Below are 15,035 nucleotides of genomic sequence, written 5' to 3'. Positions count from 1 at the left end.
AGAACTGAAAAACTTGTGTCTCAAGACGGCATAGATCACTTTGTATATTGATCTTTTTCATTCTTGCGTGAAAGCATCTCAGGATGTTGAGCCGATTTATCTCTTCTGAAAGTGGACGTGGGTTGTTGATTGTCAGCCCGCCATTTCTATACGCACTTTTGCTAATGGCCTGTCCACTGCTGGCGATTTTTTTGTTCAGTTTCTGGACCCAAGATTTCATGACGTTGGACACTAGTTTTACGCTGGATAACTACCGTGAAATCGTTGAAAAACCGATATATGGCGCGCTGTTACAGCGCTCTCTTTATGTGTCTTCTTGCGTCACATTTGTCACTGTTATGCTTGCTTTTCCGGTCGCATATTTCGTTTCGTTTCATGTGCGACCAGATCGCAAATCTTTGTGGCTTTTCTTGATCACCATCCCGTTTTGGACCTCGTATTTGATCCGGGTATTTTTGTGGAAGGTGATCTTGGGCTACAATGGCGTGATTAATACCGGGTTGATCAATGTCGGGCTGATCGACGAACCACTGACGTTCATCTTATACAATGTAAATGCCGTGATCATAACATTGGCGCATGCATTCGCGCCTTTTGCGATCTTGCCAATCTTTGTCGCGCTTGAAAAAATCGACCGATCACTGCTTGAGGCCTCGCAGGATTTGGGAGAGAGCAAGTTCATGACCTTCTTGCGTGTGACGCTTCCACTATCAATGCCGGGTGTTGTTGGCGCGGTCCTGATCGTGTTTATTCCCACGATCGGCGACTATGTGACACCAGAATTGATGGGTGGTGCCGGTGGCAAGCTTGTCGCGAATATGATCCAGACACAGTTTCTTGCGCTAAATAACGCGCCTCTAGGGGCCGCGTTGGCGATTGTCGCCATGCTGTGTGTTACGGTGATCAGCGTGATCTTTGTGCTGATCAATCGACGATGGCTAAAGGGACGATCATGAGCCTACGAATTTATGCCATCGCTTATCTGCTGTTTCTATACGCGCCGATCATCTTGCTACCGATCTTTGCCTTTAATGATGCGACGATTATTGCATTTCCGCTAAGCGGGTTCACGACCAACTGGTTTGCTGAACTTGCAACCAACAAGTCCCTACATGCCGCTGTTGAAAACTCTTTATTCATTGCCGTGATTACTGCGCTGCTATCAACGTGGTTGGGGCTATGCGCGGCACGGGCAGGGGCGATGCATCAATTTCCGCTCAAGGCTGGGATCATGGGGTTTATCATGTTGCCGCTTGTCTTGCCCGAAATCATCGTCGCAGTGTCACTGCTGGTTGTCGTGGTGCAAGTGCTCGAGCTGGGCATGTCGAATTGGACGATCATCGCCGCACATGTCCTGATCTGTACGCCCTTTTGCATCGCCATCCTGAACGGCGCATTTCAGAACCTTGATCCATCATTGGAAGAGGCTGCAATGGACCTCGGAGAAAGCAGGTTCTCGGCCTTTCGACTGGTCACTTTGCCATTGGTGATGCCGGGCATCATTGCATCAATGCTGATTGCTTTTACGATTTCGCTTGATGAATTCATTATCGCTTTCTTTTTGTCGGGGTCTAGCCCGACAATGCCCGTTTATATTTGGGGGCTCTTACGGTTTCCCGCGTCGCTGCCAGTTGTCATGGCGCTCGGGACCATATTGGTCGCGATGTCGATTATCCTACTTACAATAGCAGAGCTGTTACGACGCCGAGGCATGGCGCGTGCTGGCGTAAAAGACAAAGGGGGCTTTTTGTGACTGCTCTGATTACGCTCACTGGTGTGAATAAATATTACGCCGACTATCATGCGCTCCGCGATATCAATCTGACCATCAATGAGGGTGAGTTCTTTTCGCTTCTTGGTCCGTCAGGCTGTGGCAAGACCACGCTATTGCGGACAATTGCGGGCTTTGAAATGCCCTCTGATGGTGTTGTGATGATCGGTGGCAAGGATATGGCGGGTGTTCCCGCAAATTTGCGCCCGACCAATATGGTGTTTCAATCCTATGCCATCTTTCCGCATCTGACTGTGGCGGAAAATGTGGCCTTTGGGCTGCGCAAGTCTAAAGAGATCGACAAGCAAACCAAGGCCAAAATGGTCGCAGAGGCTTTGGCGATGGTGGGGTTGGACGGCTATGGCAAACGCGCAGCGCACGCCTTGTCTGGGGGGCAACGGCAACGCGTTGCTTTGGCTCGCGCACTAATCCTGAAACCGAAAGTGTTGCTCTTGGATGAGCCATTATCTGCACTCGACAAGAAAATGCGCGAGCAAATGCAAGTGGAACTGATCCGCCTGCAGCGTCAGGTTGGGATCACCTTTATCCTTGTAACACATGACCAAGAAGAAGCGCTCGTGATGTCTGATCGTATCGCGGTCATGTTTGAGGGCGAGATCGGTCAACTTGCCGATCCAGAAACACTGTACCGTCGCCCTAACTCACGACGTGTTGCGCAATTCATTGGTAAAATGAATATGTTAGATGCCACGGTTGAAGTGGTGGATGAGGTGATCGATTTGACGGTACGCGGGCTTGGCTCCATGCAGATTGAGCGCGAACAAGCCCCCGAAGGCGGTCAAGTTGGATCCGCTGTCGTTGGTATTCGTCCAGAAACACTCGGCATTCTTTTCGAGGGTGAAACAACCGAGCGTAAGCTGGTTGATGGCGTGGTTGATGAGGTCGTCTATTATGGTGACATGACCTATTACGACGTCCGCATTGAGGGTGTTGAACAACCTCTCAATATTGCGATGAAGAACCTGATCGGTCGTCCCGTGCTCGAGGTCGGCGCAAAAACCCAAGTGATCTGGGATGAGCGTTCTCTGGTGCTTTTGCCTTAGTCGATCATGAATGCATAACGCAGCGCGATGGTTTCAAGGCCAGGGTTCAAGCTTTGGGTGTCGCCGTTTGATCGATGATCATAGAGTAGGGTGATCGTCGCATCATTTTTGAACCGATAGCCGAGGCCAATTGCAGACCGAAAATGGAGGCTCCCGCCAAGGTTTTCACCGTTCCCACGCGCGTAAAGCCCTGGCATCAGAGAAGTTTCAAGGAAAAATGGGCTGTTGAACGCCTCTGTGCTCGTCCACTTTACGCCAGCACCCAGCCAAACATCATTGTCGTCGGTGACTGATCCGCCAATAACGGGCTGAAACGGTCCAAAGCGGCGTGGGCTGTCATAGGCAAAGTATATTTCTTGGCCAGTTTCATGTTCCTGAAAAACAACCTGTGCTGCTTGGACTGCAAAGCGATCAGTCGCAATTTGTTGATCTAAGCAGTTCCCAGTCTTGCAATAATTTGAACCCATATCAGTAAGGCTCGTTAGTAAAAAAATCAGCGCGAGCGTGCCGTCCATTATTTCAAATACCTAGTTAGTTATCCGCGTCTAGCAGCCCAAGGCCGCGTAAATAAACTCCGATCCCACTTTCCAATAAATCTTCTGGGGCGAAAGGGCTTTTCGTGCCGGGGTTACCCCGCGCGAATAACTCTACAACCCCGTGTGAAAGGGCCCAAATGTGGGCGCTAAACATTTGCGGAGGGGCGCGACGGTCAGCGGGAATATGTTGCCCCAACTCTTCGGCGGCCTTTTCGAGAACCCCCATTGCGCGGGTTGCCACAGCGTGCAGCTCTGGCGTGCGGTTCATGGAAATTCCAGATTCAAACATCGCAATGTAATGGCCCGGATAATCGCGCGCAAAACGCAGGTATGCCCGCCCGGTTGCCTCAAATGCCGCAAGAGCTGAGGGTTGACCGCTACCATATGCGGCCTCCATAGCGTCCCCGAACATTTCATACCCTTGATGGGCCGCAGCCGCGATCAGGTCTTCGCGCCCTTCAAAATGGCGATAGACGGCGGCAGGGGTTACACCAGCCTCCCGCGCGGCCTCAGAGAGGGTAAAACCTGTCGGCCCGCGTTTTTCAATCAGCGTAAGACATCCGTTAATCAGAGCCTCACGTAGATTGCCGTGGTGATAACCGCGTTTAGACATGCCAGAGATCCGGTCCACCCGCCACTTTGGGGTCGATTTGGCCAAGTGCATCGGTGTCTTTGTGCGGGTAATCCAGTTGGGTCAGCACAGATCGGATCGCATTGACGCGCGCGCGACGTTTGTCATCTGACCGGATGATCGTCCAAGGTGCGGTTTGGGTATGTGTGCGCTTTAGTGTTTCGTCGATAGCTTCGGAATAGGCATCCCATTTTGACAGCCCTTTGACGTCAATCTCGCTCAGCTTCCATTGCTTCAGCGGATCTTTTTCACGGTCAAGAAATCGGTTTAGCTGCGTCGCTTGGCCGACGTTCAGCCAAATCTTGAACAGCTTAATGCCCTCGCCAATCAACATTTGTTCAAATGCCGGGACTTGATGGAACCATCGCTCGCGTTGATCATCGTTGCAAAATCCAAAGACATGTTCGACCACACCGCGATTATACCAGCTGCGATCAAAAATCGTGATTTGTCCTTGGTGCGGGAGATGCGCGATGTAGCGTTGAAAATACCACTGTGCTGCTTCGACATCTGTGGGTTTTGAGAGGGCCACGACATTTGCGACACGTGGGTTTAGGTTTTCGCGAAAACGCTTGATCGTGCCACCTTTCCCGGCAGCGTCGCGTCCTTCGAACACAATCGCGATGCGCTGCCCCGTATCGCGCACCCATGCCTGCATACGGACCAATTCAAGCTGTAGCTTTTCAAGCGCGTCTTCGTATTCGTCTTTGTCCCAGCGTTTTTTATATGGGTAATCAGGATTGATAATATCGGATTTGCCCCGGTTCGCGATTGCCTCGCGGACGGTTGCAGGGGCGTCTTCGTTGTAAAAGCGGCTGATGCCACCGTGAAAGGGCAAATCCATCGAGTCCTCCTAAAGTTACGTTATATATGTAACCTTCCGGACCCAAGCGCAATTGATCGGCGAAAGAACCTTGCTATTTCAGGTTTTTGGATCGTTACGGACAAACAAAGCCATAACAGCCGCGGCCAATCCTGCAAAGCCGGCAGCCCCGCCGATGCGCCCAAGCGTTTGCCCGACCAGTTCAGGGTCTGTCGAAATAGGTGCAAGGATCGAAAGCAGGATGAATGCACCTGCACAGATGGTAAATCCAAAGCAGGAAAGTATGATCATGCGTGTACGACGTAGATTGCGACGTGCCATGTGATAACCTCAAAGTGTGAATTTTGTATCAGTTGGGTAGGGTCCTGATACAGCGGACACAATAGCAGTTTTCGGATGCGCGCAGTTCTTCGCCGATTGGCCTAGTGGCGTCGCGATGCCGCCCGATCAATGGCTGCAATAACGTCAGTCTGATTGGTCTGTTGCGGCATATGTCCAATGCCATCCAGCCGTGTAAGCGACGCGCCCGGGATCAATTTGATGACTTCTTCGGCATGAATATGGATGGGAACGGTTGTATCCGCAGTGCCATGCACGATCTCAATCGGGAGGCGTAGGTCCGGGTAGTGTTGCGACAACTGCACAACATGGGGTCGCAGCGTGTTCACCTGTCTGACATTCGCCCGAAAGGTATCAGGCCGCAAAGTCAGCCCAGCGCCGATGTAATCAGCATAGCCTATCGGCGCAGCCTGAGGGGTGAAGGTACTCTCGATTCTTGAACGCACGACACTGCGCGGCGCAAAAGCAGAAATGAGCGGGACCGTGACAGCGCCACCAAACGCGCTACCGTTCACGGTATAGAACCGATCCAATTCTCCGGGCCAAGGCATTGTGACGCCAGCGATTGAAACAACCGCACTCGCGTTTGCGGTGCTTGGGTGTTCAAGGTCGGATACAGCCCAAGCATAGGCAACAATTCCGCCATAGCTGTGGCCTGCGACAATGGGTTGGGTGATACCCAGTTGCTCAGCTGCGGCTTTGAGCATCGCCGCTTGATCTTGTGGGCTGTCACCTTGGGTTGATGTGGGCGCAGCAGACACGCCCGGCGTTTGATCCGTATATCCCAATCCGGGTCGATCGAATGCTGTGACCGTATAGCGGTCAGTTAATTGATCCATCAGGGAAAAGGTGAAATCACGTAGATTGCCACCTGCGCCATGAAGCAACACCAGATGCGGCCCGGTCCCTTGCTGGACATAGTGGACTTGGCGTCCATTCACCGAGACAAAGTTCCCAAGCGGCGGATATTGGGCCTCTGCCTTGGTGGCGCGTTGCTGGGCACCGCATCCGGTTAGCGCGGCCCCCATGCCCAATGCAATCGCAGCAAGTTTAAGTTTCGTACGTGCCAATTTTGTCCAACTCGAAATGGGTGGTCTGGTAAATTTGGTTTATCCAGTTTCCATATAGGAGATGGGCGTGACTTTTCCAGCGGTTGAGCGGCTGTTTAGACGGATCGTCATCCGGGTAGTAGTTTAGCGGCACGTTGATCGCGGTTCCCGCAGCGACATCGCGGTCGTACTCTTGCTTGAGCGTCCCACTGTCGTATTCAAAGTGGTTAAAGATATAGAGCGCGCGATGTACCGGATCCTCGACCAAGCAGGGGCCCGCCTCATCACTGGTGATGAGTGTCTTCAGGCCGGGAACTGCATCAATTTCGGACTGACGCATCTCGGTCCAGCGGCTGACGGGAATGACGCAATCATCCGAGAACCCCATCAAATACGGAGAGCTGGTATCGTTCAGGTGGTGGCGATAGCAGCCAAATAGCTTCTCGTTCAGAATGTGTTTCTTGACGCCGTGGAAGTAGTTGATCATCGCCATGCCGCCCCAACAGACGCCAAATGTGGAATGCACATTGGTTTGGGTCCACTCAAAGACCTGCTTGAGTTCATCCCAATAGGTGACGTCGTTAAACGGCAAATGTTCGATTGGGGCGCCCGTAATGATCAGCCCGTCGAACTTTTGATCCAGCACTTCGCTAAAGGGCACGTAAAACTCTGCCATATGCTCAGCTGCGGTATTTCTGGTCTTGTGCTCTGACATACGGATCAAAGTCAGCTCAATCTGAAGCGGCGTTGCACCAATCAGACGGGCGAATTGGTTTTCCGTCTGAATTTTCTTGGGCATCAGATTGAGGAGCGCAATCCGCAATGGTCGGATATCTTGACGCGCGGCTTGTTCTTCACCCATGACCATCACACCTTCACGCGACAAAACGTCAAAGGCGGGTAGGGCAGAAGGCAATTTAATTGGCATAGCGTATGGTCCTTAAGCGGCAGGGAATAACAAATAGGCGTGTTATTCGCGCATCTCAAGTGCGTCAGCGATCATGCCGACAAAGCCCTCCGCAGTATTGACCGCCGCCACGGCATCCATGGAAACGGTGATCCCCCAACGTTCGGCCATTGCGCGATAGCGGGGCTGGCGATGCGCGAGCGCTTTGGCAAAGGCCCAACGGATGAAATCGTCAGGGTTCACCTTGTCAGGGGCAACATTGAATTCGGCCAGATAGGCATTCCATGTATTCAGAAGGAACACAGGGTCATACGACATTGGCTTGGGCTCGCGATCAAATCGCCGGATCAATTCAGCGGTATGTGCGTCCGACCCTTCGATCCAGACCATCAGTGTTTTGGAAGCCAGATCCGCCATGATCGGATCATCCGGATTGTCCACATCAACCCATTCACAGATGGAGCCACCCGTGTCGCAGATAAAGTGCGGATATTGATACAAGTCATATGACCGATCAATGAAATGCCCAGTATCATAGAGGGCTGAGATCTCAGCTTTTTGAAACTGGTCTTGGCGGCGCGTATATTCATCCCACGGTAGCCCACCTTGTTCGGGGTCACCGGGTTTACCAAGATAAGAGGACATCGGCTTGAGGTCATTGAACGAAATGTTTGACCCGATATAAATACTGTCCGAACGCAGCAAATCCCGCAAAAATGGCACCTTCATCGCTTCACGCTTGGCGTTATCGGCGATCAGTTCCCCCATGTAACGGGTGCCAATTCGGTAATCGATCGAATAGTGAAACCAGTCACCCTGCTGGCGCAGCATGGAAGATAGATAGGTCTTGCCCAAGCCAGACATAGCAAAGAGCAAAACACGTTTTTGCGGCGCAGCGAGCCACTCGGATGCGGAATTGTAAATCATGTCCAAAGAGTTACTGCGCAAAGTAGCAAAGCGCCAGTGGGATTTGGTTTAATTTCCGCGCCAAATCCAACCACCGCCCAAGACCCGCGTGCTATCAGGTTCATAGAACACGCAGGCTTGTCCCGGTGAGACACCTTGTTCTGCAACCAACAATTCAACTTCGGCTTCGGTTTCCGAGATTGGGCGCAAAATCGCATCTGTGGGCGGACGTGTCGAACGCACACGAACCATGATGTTCCGTTCTTTGTCGTCGGTGAATTTGTGGTCGCCCAGCCAGTTGACTTCACGGATCGGCACCCGACGGGTGGCAAGCATTTCGCGTGGGCCAACGATGACTTGCTTTTTGTCGACATCAAGCTTGACCACATACAACGGATCGGCCAGCCCGCCGATACCAAGCCCGCGGCGTTGGCCGACAGTATAGTGGATTACCCCTTTGTGGACCCCAAGCACATTGCCGTCGATATCGACGATATCGCCCGGCTCTGCTGATCCGGGGCGTAGTTTTTCAATGAGCTTGGCGTAGTTCCCATCGGGAACAAAGCAAATGTCCTGACTGTCCGGTTTATCCGCAACGCTTAGCCCATACTTGGTGGCCAAGGCACGAGTCTCGTCCTTGGATTTCAGATGGCCAAGTGGAAAGCGCAGGTAATCTAATTGTTCTTGCGTTGTCGAAAACAAAAAATAGCTTTGATCACGGTTGCGATCAGCGGCCGCATGCAGCTCTGCCTTGGCGTCACCCATTTGGCGTTGGATATAGTGACCAGTGGCCATGCAATCGGCATCCAGATCTTTTGCCGTTTCAAGTAGATCCTTGAATTTCACACGTTCGTTGCATCGGATGCAGGGGACGGGCGTCGCACCAGCAAGGTAGCTATCAGCGAATTCGTCAATCACGGCTTCACGAAATGTGTTTTCATAATCCAGCACATAATGTGGAAAGCCCATTTCCTCGGCCACGCGACGTGCGTCGTGAATATCACGCCCCGCACAGCACGCGCCCTTTTTCGCGAGCGCCGCGCCGTGGTCATAAAGCTGCAGCGTGACACCAACAACATCATAGCCTTCTTCGGCCAACTGCGCGGCCACAACAGAACTGTCCACGCCGCCAGACATGGCGACAACAACGCGCGTTTGCGCGGGCGGTTTGGCAAAGCCGAGAGAGTTCAGCGGCGAATCAAGGGGCATAGCATGTCCAACTGGATAGAGTTTGAGATGAAATATAGGAAAATGCACCGCACTCTCAAGGGGCGGCTATACGAACCGTTAAGTCCTTATCGCGATAAATTGTGGCGGGAGTAATCAAAAGAGGGTGAATTATGTACCTAAGAAAAGTCGAAGGACCGCGATCCGTGACGCTACCCGATGGAACGGTCATGACGCGGGCGGATCTACCAAAGGAAAACACGCGCCGCTGGGTCGCATCACGCAAGGCCGCTGTCGTGCGCGCTGTGGCTGCAGGCCTTATTCTACGTAAAGAAGCACTAGAGCGATACGCGCTATCAGACGAAGAATTTGCCGAATGGGAAAACGCAGTTGCTCAACACGGTGAGGCGGCCCTCAAGGCCACAGCATTGCAGCAATACCGACAATCTTAGATTGAGCGTGAAAAGGAAAGTGTGTGGTAACGGGTGGTTAACCATTCCGTGTTTAGGTTAACAAGACAAACGATAGAGCGGAGAACCCCACATGCGTGTCTTGCTGGTCGAAGACGACCCAACCACATCAAAGAGCATCGAATTGATGCTGACACATGCGAACCTCAATGTTTATGCAACCGACCTTGGTGAAGAGGGTATCGATCTCGCCAAACTGTACGATTATGATTTGATCCTGTTGGATTTGAATCTGCCAGACATGAACGGGTATGAGGTTTTGCGCCAGCTTCGCCTCAGCCGCATTGATACCCCCATTCTGATCCTATCGGGTGATGATGGTACGGAAAGCAAGCTCAAAGGATTTGGCTTTGGCGCGGATGATTACTTAACCAAACCTTTCCATCGCGAAGAGTTGGTGGCCCGCATTCACGCGATCATCCGTCGGTCAAAAGGTCACGCGCAATCAATCATCAAGACGGGCCGCATCGATGTGAACCTTGACGCCAAGACCGTCAGCGTTGCTGGCAGCACAGTTCATTTGACCGGCAAAGAATACCAGATGCTGGAACTTTTAAGCCTGCGGAAAGGAACGACACTGACGAAAGAAATGTTTTTGAACCATCTCTATGGCGGAATGGATGAACCAGAGCTCAAGATCATTGACGTCTTCATCTGTAAGCTCCGGAAAAAACTGAGCGAAGCGACCGATGGTGAGAACTATATCGAAACCGTTTGGGGGCGTGGTTACGTGCTACGTGATCCCGAACCCATCGCACAATCTGAACCGATTGCCGTCAGCGCGTAATCGCATGTCACACCGCTCGTAAGTGCCAGAGGGTCCGCAAACCCTCTGGACGCCCAAGAGCAGGTTGCCTAAGAATTGCACCAGTCGCCAGCACAGTTTGGTCGTGAAATTCCGGGGGATCAGGTGGAACAAAAAACGCAGTCTCAGCAACATCAGTCGGCGCTCTTACCCGTTGAAAAACTCACTGCTGAGCAGGCTGAAACAGAACTTGCTTGGCTGGCAGAGCAGTTGAATGCGGCCAATATAGCCTACCACCGGGACGACACACCTGACATCTCTGACGCTGAATATGACCGTTTGCGCCGCCGCAATACGGCCCTAGAGGAAGCGTTTCCAAACCTCAAACGTAAAGATAGCCCCAGTGAACAGGTCGGTGCCGCGGTTTCAGACGGTTTTGGCAAAATTCAGCATGTCGTGCGTATGCTTTCACTGGGCAATGCATTTAACGACGATGACGTCTTTGATTTTGACGCACGTATTCGAAAATACCTATCCATCAGCGCAGATTCTCCGCTCGCATATACAGCCGAACCTAAGATTGACGGGCTTTCGCTGTCGCTCCGTTATGAACAGGGGCAGTTAATCCAAGCGGCCACGCGTGGCGATGGCACGACGGGCGAAAACGTGACTGCGAATGCGCGGACGATTGCAGACATTCCGCAAAGCATCGCCGGCGCGCCAGATGTTCTAGAGGTGCGCGGTGAGGTTTATATGAGCCATGCTGATTTCGCGGCCCTCAATGAACGTCAAGCGGCAGCCGGCGGAAAAACCTTTGCAAACCCGCGCAATGCGGCCGCGGGCTCCTTGCGCCAGTTAGACCCAAACATCACGAAAGAACGACCACTTAAATTCTTTGCCTATGCGTGGGGTGATTTGTCTGCGCCATTGGGTGAAACCCAGTCAAAGGCGATTGAACGACTGGCTAATTTTGGCTTTTCAACCAATGATTTGACCCAACGCTGCGACGGTCCCGATGAAATGATCGCCCATTATCGCATGATCGAGGAACGTCGCGCGGCTCTGGAATACGACATTGATGGGGTCGTCTACAAGGTGGACGATCTTGATCTTCAGCGCCGCCTTGGTTTCCGGTCGACAACACCGCGATGGGCGATTGCACATAAGTTCCCGGCCGAGCTCGCTTGGACCCAGCTTGAGGCAATTGATATCCAGGTTGGCCGGACTGGGGCATTGTCTCCGGTTGCGCGGCTTGTTCCGGTCACGGTTGGCGGGGTGGTCGTTTCAAACGCGACGCTACATAACGAAGACTATATTGCGGGCCTTGGTGGGGATGGAAACCCTATTCGTGAGGGCCGCGATATCCGGGTTGGCGACTGGGTGCAAATTTATCGTGCTGGCGATGTTATTCCAAAAATCAAAGATGTGGATTTGGCTCGCCGCGATGAGAGTGCGGTTCCCTATGCCTTCCCGACCACCTGTCCTGAATGTGGATCTACGGCGATCCGCGAAGAAGGTGATGCTGTGCGGCGGTGTACCGGCGGGATCATCTGCCCTGCGCAAGCCGTTGAAAAGCTAAAGCATTTTGTATCGCGCGGCGCATTCGACATAGAAGGTCTTGGCGCGAAACAGGTGGAACAGTTCTTTGCTGACGAATGGGTCAAAACCCCAGCAGATATCTTTACGCTGCGCGCCCGCTTTGGCAGCGGGTTGCAGCAACTTAAGAACCGTGAAGGCTGGGGTGAGAAAAGCGCGAATAACCTGTTTGATGCCATTGATGATAAACGGAAAATCGACCTTCATCGATTGATATTTTCACTGGGAATACGTCATGTGGGCGATAGTTCGGCGACGCTTCTGGCGAACCATTATGGGTCGTGGAGTGCGTTTGAAGCTGCGATGACACGGGCGACGGTTGGCGATGGCGCTGAGTGGGATGATCTTGTCAGCATTGATGGGGTCGGTGCAGTTATGGCCACCTCATTGGTAACGACCATGCAGCAGGAAACGGAGCGCGCACAGATTGATCGTCTTGTTTCCGAGTTGGAAGTGCATGATGCGGTCGCGGTCAGCACCGAGAGCCCGGTTTCAGGCAAAATCGTTGTCTTTACGGGAACCCTGGAACGTATGACACGCGCCGAGGCGAAATCTCGGGCAGAGAGTTTAGGCGCCAAGGTATCTGGTTCGGTGAGCAGCAAGACCGATATTTTGGTGGCGGGTCCGGGGGCTGGATCCAAGGCGAAAAAAGCTGCTGATCTAGGTGTTGAAACGATGGACGAAGATAGCTGGCTTGCGCTGATTGGCGACGCATGACGGGGCGGCCAGAGGTTCTATTCCCGCTCTTTGGCGCGTTAACCAAGCTGGACGGCGTTGGCCCCAAAACCGCGCAGTCGTTTGAAGCGGCTGGCCTGACCAAACCACGTTCGATTTTGTTCACGTTGCCGGCGTCGGGGATCGACCGTCATAGGCGCGCGTCGATCAAAGAAGTAATAGCGCCAGCCGTGGCAACGGTTGAGGTGACGGTCGGTGACCACTACCCGCCATCAACGCGTGGCCGCCCGTATCGCGTTCACGTCAATGACGCAGGCACCACGTTTCAGTTGGTCTTTTTCCACGCCAGAGGGGACTATTTGCAGAAAATTCTGCCAACCGGCCAGCGGCGTGTGGTCTCGGGTAAGGTCGAAATATTCGATAGTGTCGCGCAGATGGTTCATCCAGATCATATTGTGACGCTTCAAGAGGCCGAGGAAATACCAGCATTTGAGCCGGTCTATCCGCTTCATGCAGGTATCACCCAAAAGCTGATGTATCGCGCAACGCGTTCTGCGGTGGGAATGGCTAAGGCATTGCCAGAATGGATTGATCCGGCACTCAAGCAAAAGGAAAGCTGGCCGGACTGGCATGATGCTTTGACCGCCGTGCATAATCCGCAGGCCGCGACCGATCTGTCGCCGCATCATCTGGCGCGACAGCGGCTGGCCTACGATGAACTGCTGGCGCATCAGTTAACTTTGGCGATCGCACGTGCAAACAGCCGTCGGGCCAAAGGGCGTGTTTCAAAGGGGAATGGGCAGCTGGCGGCACAAGTGTTGGCGGCGTTACCTTATCAGCCGACGGGCGCGCAAACCCGTGCTGTTGATGAAATCCGCGATGACCTTGCCCAGCCATATCGTATGAATCGCCTTCTTCAGGGGGATGTGGGCGCCGGTAAAACACTTGTTGCGTTTCTGGCGTTGCTTACTGTGGTCGAGGCAGGCGGGCAGGGCGTGATGATGGCGCCGACCGAAATTTTGGCGCGCCAGCACCTTGAAGGGCTCAAGCCACTTGCGACAAGCGCTGGTGTACGTTTGGAGATCTTAACTGGTCGCGACAAGGGGGCAGAACGTAAGGAAAAGCTGACAGCCTTGTTGAACGGCGAAATATCTATTTTGGTTGGAACGCATGCCGTGTTCCAGAAAGATGTCGCGTTCCACGATCTGCGTCTGGCCATCATTGACGAACAGCATCGTTTTGGTGTCGCCCAGCGGATGGAATTGGGTGCAAAAGGTGCGGCGACCGATGTTTTGGTCATGACGGCAACTCCGATTCCGCGCTCTCTTGCGCTTGCGCAATATGGCGACATGGATGTTTCGATCCTTGACGAGAAGCCACCGGGGCGAACGCCCGTTCAAACCGCATTGGTGTCGACATCTCGGATGGACGAGGTCGTGCAAAAACTGCGCAATGCGGTCGCCGAAGGTCGGCAGGCTTATTGGGTCTGCCCGTTGGTCGAGGAAAGTGAGCTGGTCGATATGACCGCGGCCGAAGAACGGTTCAAGCACCTCCGCGCGGCATTGGGAGAGGGCGTTGTGGGCTTGGTCCATGGGCAAATGCCACCGGCAGAAAAAGACGCGGCCATGGCTCGCTTTGTCGCGGGTGAAACCAAGGTGCTTGTCGCCACAACTGTCATTGAGGTTGGTGTCAACGTTCCTAACGCGTCAATCATGATGATCGAACGCGCAGAGAGTTTTGGCCTTGCGCAGTTACACCAGCTGCGCGGAAGGGTTGGCCGTGGGGCTGCTGCATCAACTTGTCTGCTCTTGTATCAAGCGCCGCTGAGCGAGACGGGCCGCCGTCGGCTCGAGATTTTGCGCGAGACCGAAGATGGGTTTCGGATTTCCGAAGAAGACCTCGCCATGCGGGGTGCGGGTGATGTGATTGGTACGGCCCAGTCAGGTATTCCCAGATTCCTTGTTGCCGATCTGGAACGTCAATCTGGGCTGATGGGGCTTGCCCAAAGTGATGCGCGCAAGCTGCTGCACGATGATCCAAAATTGGAAACGTCACGCGGAAACGCAGCAAGAACGCTGCTGTGGCTGATGGAACAAGAAGTTGCTATTCGTTATATATCAGTGGGTTAGCATTTTTGTTCACAAATGTTCTCAAAAAGTTCTTTACTGAAGGTTAATTATATGAGAACAAATTAGCAACACAGCAGAGGAGCACCAAAATGGCTAAGGAAATCAAAGACGTTTTTGTCCGATCCCGGGGCACAATTTTGTCTGATGCGCTTGGCGTTGTTGCTTTGATGGTGATGTTGTTTGTCGGACTATCCTTGCCCGGTTTCGTCTGACTTGCCCGCACAACG

The 15,035-nt window shown here is 53.0% G+C and carries 16 protein-coding genes; 8 read left to right on the top strand and 8 right to left on the bottom strand.

Annotation, left to right across the window (positions count from 1 at the left end):
- The first annotated feature begins 83 nt into the window (after positions 1–83).
- From TW80_RS05060 to TW80_RS05050, 3 genes are read left to right on the top strand one after another with little or no spacing between them, the layout of a single operon-like run.
- A complete protein-coding gene (locus TW80_RS05060) occupies positions 84–956 on the top strand; it encodes an ABC transporter permease (RefSeq protein WP_045996213.1) in 873 nt (290 codons plus the stop codon).
- Positions 953–1,753 (top strand): ABC transporter permease, encoded by an 801-nt coding sequence (locus TW80_RS05055; protein WP_045996212.1) that lies wholly within the window; start codon positions 953–955, stop codon positions 1,751–1,753. Before TW80_RS05060 ends, TW80_RS05055 begins: the two co-directional genes overlap by 4 nt.
- On the top strand, positions 1,750–2,835 hold the full coding sequence (locus tag TW80_RS05050) for an ABC transporter ATP-binding protein (protein WP_045996211.1): 1,086 nt from the start codon (positions 1,750–1,752) through the stop codon (positions 2,833–2,835). The genes TW80_RS05055 and TW80_RS05050 overlap by 4 nt, the downstream gene beginning before the upstream one ends.
- Here TW80_RS05050 and TW80_RS05045 read toward each other — a convergent pair.
- The 8 genes from TW80_RS05045 to mnmA form a co-directional block, all read right to left on the bottom strand.
- Positions 2,832–3,350 carry an acyloxyacyl hydrolase gene (locus TW80_RS05045; RefSeq protein ID WP_045996210.1) on the bottom strand — a complete coding sequence of 173 codons (519 nt, stop codon included), beginning with the start codon at positions 3,348–3,350 and terminating at the stop codon, positions 2,832–2,834. The genes TW80_RS05050 and TW80_RS05045 overlap by 4 nt on opposite strands.
- A gap of 16 nt (positions 3,351–3,366) precedes the next feature.
- Positions 3,367–3,984 carry a TetR/AcrR family transcriptional regulator gene (locus tag TW80_RS05040; protein ID WP_045996209.1) on the bottom strand — a complete coding sequence of 206 codons (618 nt, stop codon included), beginning with the start codon at positions 3,982–3,984 and terminating at the stop codon, positions 3,367–3,369.
- Positions 3,977–4,846, bottom strand: coding sequence for a polyphosphate kinase 2 (ppk2, locus tag TW80_RS05035; protein ID WP_045996208.1), 870 nt, complete (start codon positions 4,844–4,846; stop codon positions 3,977–3,979). Before ppk2 ends, TW80_RS05040 begins: the two co-directional genes overlap by 8 nt.
- Before the next feature lie 78 nt (positions 4,847–4,924).
- On the bottom strand, positions 4,925–5,146 hold the full coding sequence (locus tag TW80_RS05030; RefSeq protein WP_045996207.1) for a hypothetical protein: 222 nt from the start codon (positions 5,144–5,146) through the stop codon (positions 4,925–4,927).
- 101 nt (positions 5,147–5,247) lie between these two features.
- Positions 5,248–6,234 carry an alpha/beta fold hydrolase gene (locus TW80_RS05025; RefSeq protein ID WP_052700889.1) on the bottom strand — a complete coding sequence of 329 codons (987 nt, stop codon included), beginning with the start codon at positions 6,232–6,234 and terminating at the stop codon, positions 5,248–5,250.
- Complete coding sequence (gene metA / locus TW80_RS05020) at positions 6,215–7,141, bottom strand: homoserine O-acetyltransferase MetA (protein WP_045996206.1); 927 nt, start codon at positions 7,139–7,141, stop codon at positions 6,215–6,217. The genes TW80_RS05025 and metA overlap by 20 nt, the downstream gene beginning before the upstream one ends.
- A gap of 42 nt (positions 7,142–7,183) precedes the next feature.
- Positions 7,184–8,047 carry a hypothetical protein gene (locus tag TW80_RS05015; protein WP_045996205.1) on the bottom strand — a complete coding sequence of 288 codons (864 nt, stop codon included), beginning with the start codon at positions 8,045–8,047 and terminating at the stop codon, positions 7,184–7,186.
- Positions 8,048–8,095: 48 nt separating this feature from the next.
- A complete protein-coding gene (mnmA, locus tag TW80_RS05010; RefSeq protein WP_045996204.1) occupies positions 8,096–9,235 on the bottom strand; it encodes a tRNA 2-thiouridine(34) synthase MnmA in 1,140 nt (379 codons plus the stop codon).
- A 131-nt stretch (positions 9,236–9,366) separates the two neighbouring features.
- On the opposite strand from mnmA, the gene sciP reads away from it, so the two are divergent.
- The 5 genes from sciP (at position 9,367) to TW80_RS18455 (ending at position 15,020) form a co-directional block, all read left to right on the top strand.
- Positions 9,367–9,645: a CtrA inhibitor SciP gene (gene sciP, locus TW80_RS05005; RefSeq protein WP_045996203.1), complete on the top strand. Its 279-nt coding sequence runs from the start codon at positions 9,367–9,369 to the stop codon at positions 9,643–9,645.
- 91 nt (positions 9,646–9,736) lie between these two features.
- Entirely contained in the window at positions 9,737–10,450 is a 714-nt protein-coding gene (ctrA, locus tag TW80_RS05000; RefSeq protein ID WP_045996202.1) for a response regulator transcription factor CtrA, read from the top strand.
- 216 nt (positions 10,451–10,666) lie between these two features.
- The gene (gene ligA / locus TW80_RS04995) at positions 10,667–12,721 is read left to right on the top strand and encodes an NAD-dependent DNA ligase LigA (RefSeq protein ID WP_446720132.1); all 2,055 of its coding nucleotides are present in this window, start codon (positions 10,667–10,669) and stop codon (positions 12,719–12,721) included.
- The gene (recG, locus tag TW80_RS04990; RefSeq protein ID WP_045996201.1) at positions 12,718–14,808 is read left to right on the top strand and encodes an ATP-dependent DNA helicase RecG; all 2,091 of its coding nucleotides are present in this window, start codon (positions 12,718–12,720) and stop codon (positions 14,806–14,808) included. The genes ligA and recG overlap by 4 nt, the downstream gene beginning before the upstream one ends.
- 89 nt (positions 14,809–14,897) lie before the next feature.
- Entirely contained in the window at positions 14,898–15,020 is a 123-nt protein-coding gene (locus tag TW80_RS18455; protein WP_275041300.1) for a hypothetical protein, read from the top strand.
- The last annotated feature ends 15 nt before the right edge of the window (positions 15,021–15,035 follow it).

The organism is Loktanella sp. S4079, from assembly GCF_000967725.1.
In the GTDB taxonomy this organism is placed as follows: domain Bacteria; phylum Pseudomonadota; class Alphaproteobacteria; order Rhodobacterales; family Rhodobacteraceae; genus Yoonia.
This window is presented reverse-complemented; position numbering and strand designations above follow the sequence as displayed.

Bases quoted from the DNA above. Each gene is read 5' to 3' on its own strand.
- TW80_RS05060 (WP_045996213.1), top strand. From the start codon at position 84: ATGTTGAGCCGATTTATCTCTTCTGAAAGTGGACGTGGGTTGTTGATT.
- TW80_RS05055 (WP_045996212.1), top strand. From the start codon at position 953: ATGAGCCTACGAATTTATGCCATCGCTTATCTGCTGTTTCTATACGCG.
- TW80_RS05045 (WP_045996210.1), bottom strand. From the start codon at position 3,350: ATGGACGGCACGCTCGCGCTGATTTTTTTACTAACGAGCCTTACTGAT.
- TW80_RS05040 (WP_045996209.1), bottom strand. From the start codon at position 3,984: ATGTCTAAACGCGGTTATCACCACGGCAATCTACGTGAGGCTCTGATT.
- ppk2 (WP_045996208.1), bottom strand. From the start codon at position 4,846: ATGGATTTGCCCTTTCACGGTGGCATCAGCCGCTTTTACAACGAAGAC.
- TW80_RS05030 (WP_045996207.1), bottom strand. From the start codon at position 5,146: ATGGCACGTCGCAATCTACGTCGTACACGCATGATCATACTTTCCTGC.
- metA (WP_045996206.1), bottom strand. From the start codon at position 7,141: ATGCCAATTAAATTGCCTTCTGCCCTACCCGCCTTTGACGTTTTGTCG.
- TW80_RS05015 (WP_045996205.1), bottom strand. From the start codon at position 8,047: ATGATTTACAATTCCGCATCCGAGTGGCTCGCTGCGCCGCAAAAACGT.
- mnmA (WP_045996204.1), bottom strand. From the start codon at position 9,235: ATGCCCCTTGATTCGCCGCTGAACTCTCTCGGCTTTGCCAAACCGCCC.
- sciP (WP_045996203.1), top strand. From the start codon at position 9,367: ATGTACCTAAGAAAAGTCGAAGGACCGCGATCCGTGACGCTACCCGAT.
- ctrA (WP_045996202.1), top strand. From the start codon at position 9,737: ATGCGTGTCTTGCTGGTCGAAGACGACCCAACCACATCAAAGAGCATC.
- recG (WP_045996201.1), top strand. From the start codon at position 12,718: ATGACGGGGCGGCCAGAGGTTCTATTCCCGCTCTTTGGCGCGTTAACC.
- TW80_RS18455 (WP_275041300.1), top strand. From the start codon at position 14,898: ATGGCTAAGGAAATCAAAGACGTTTTTGTCCGATCCCGGGGCACAATT.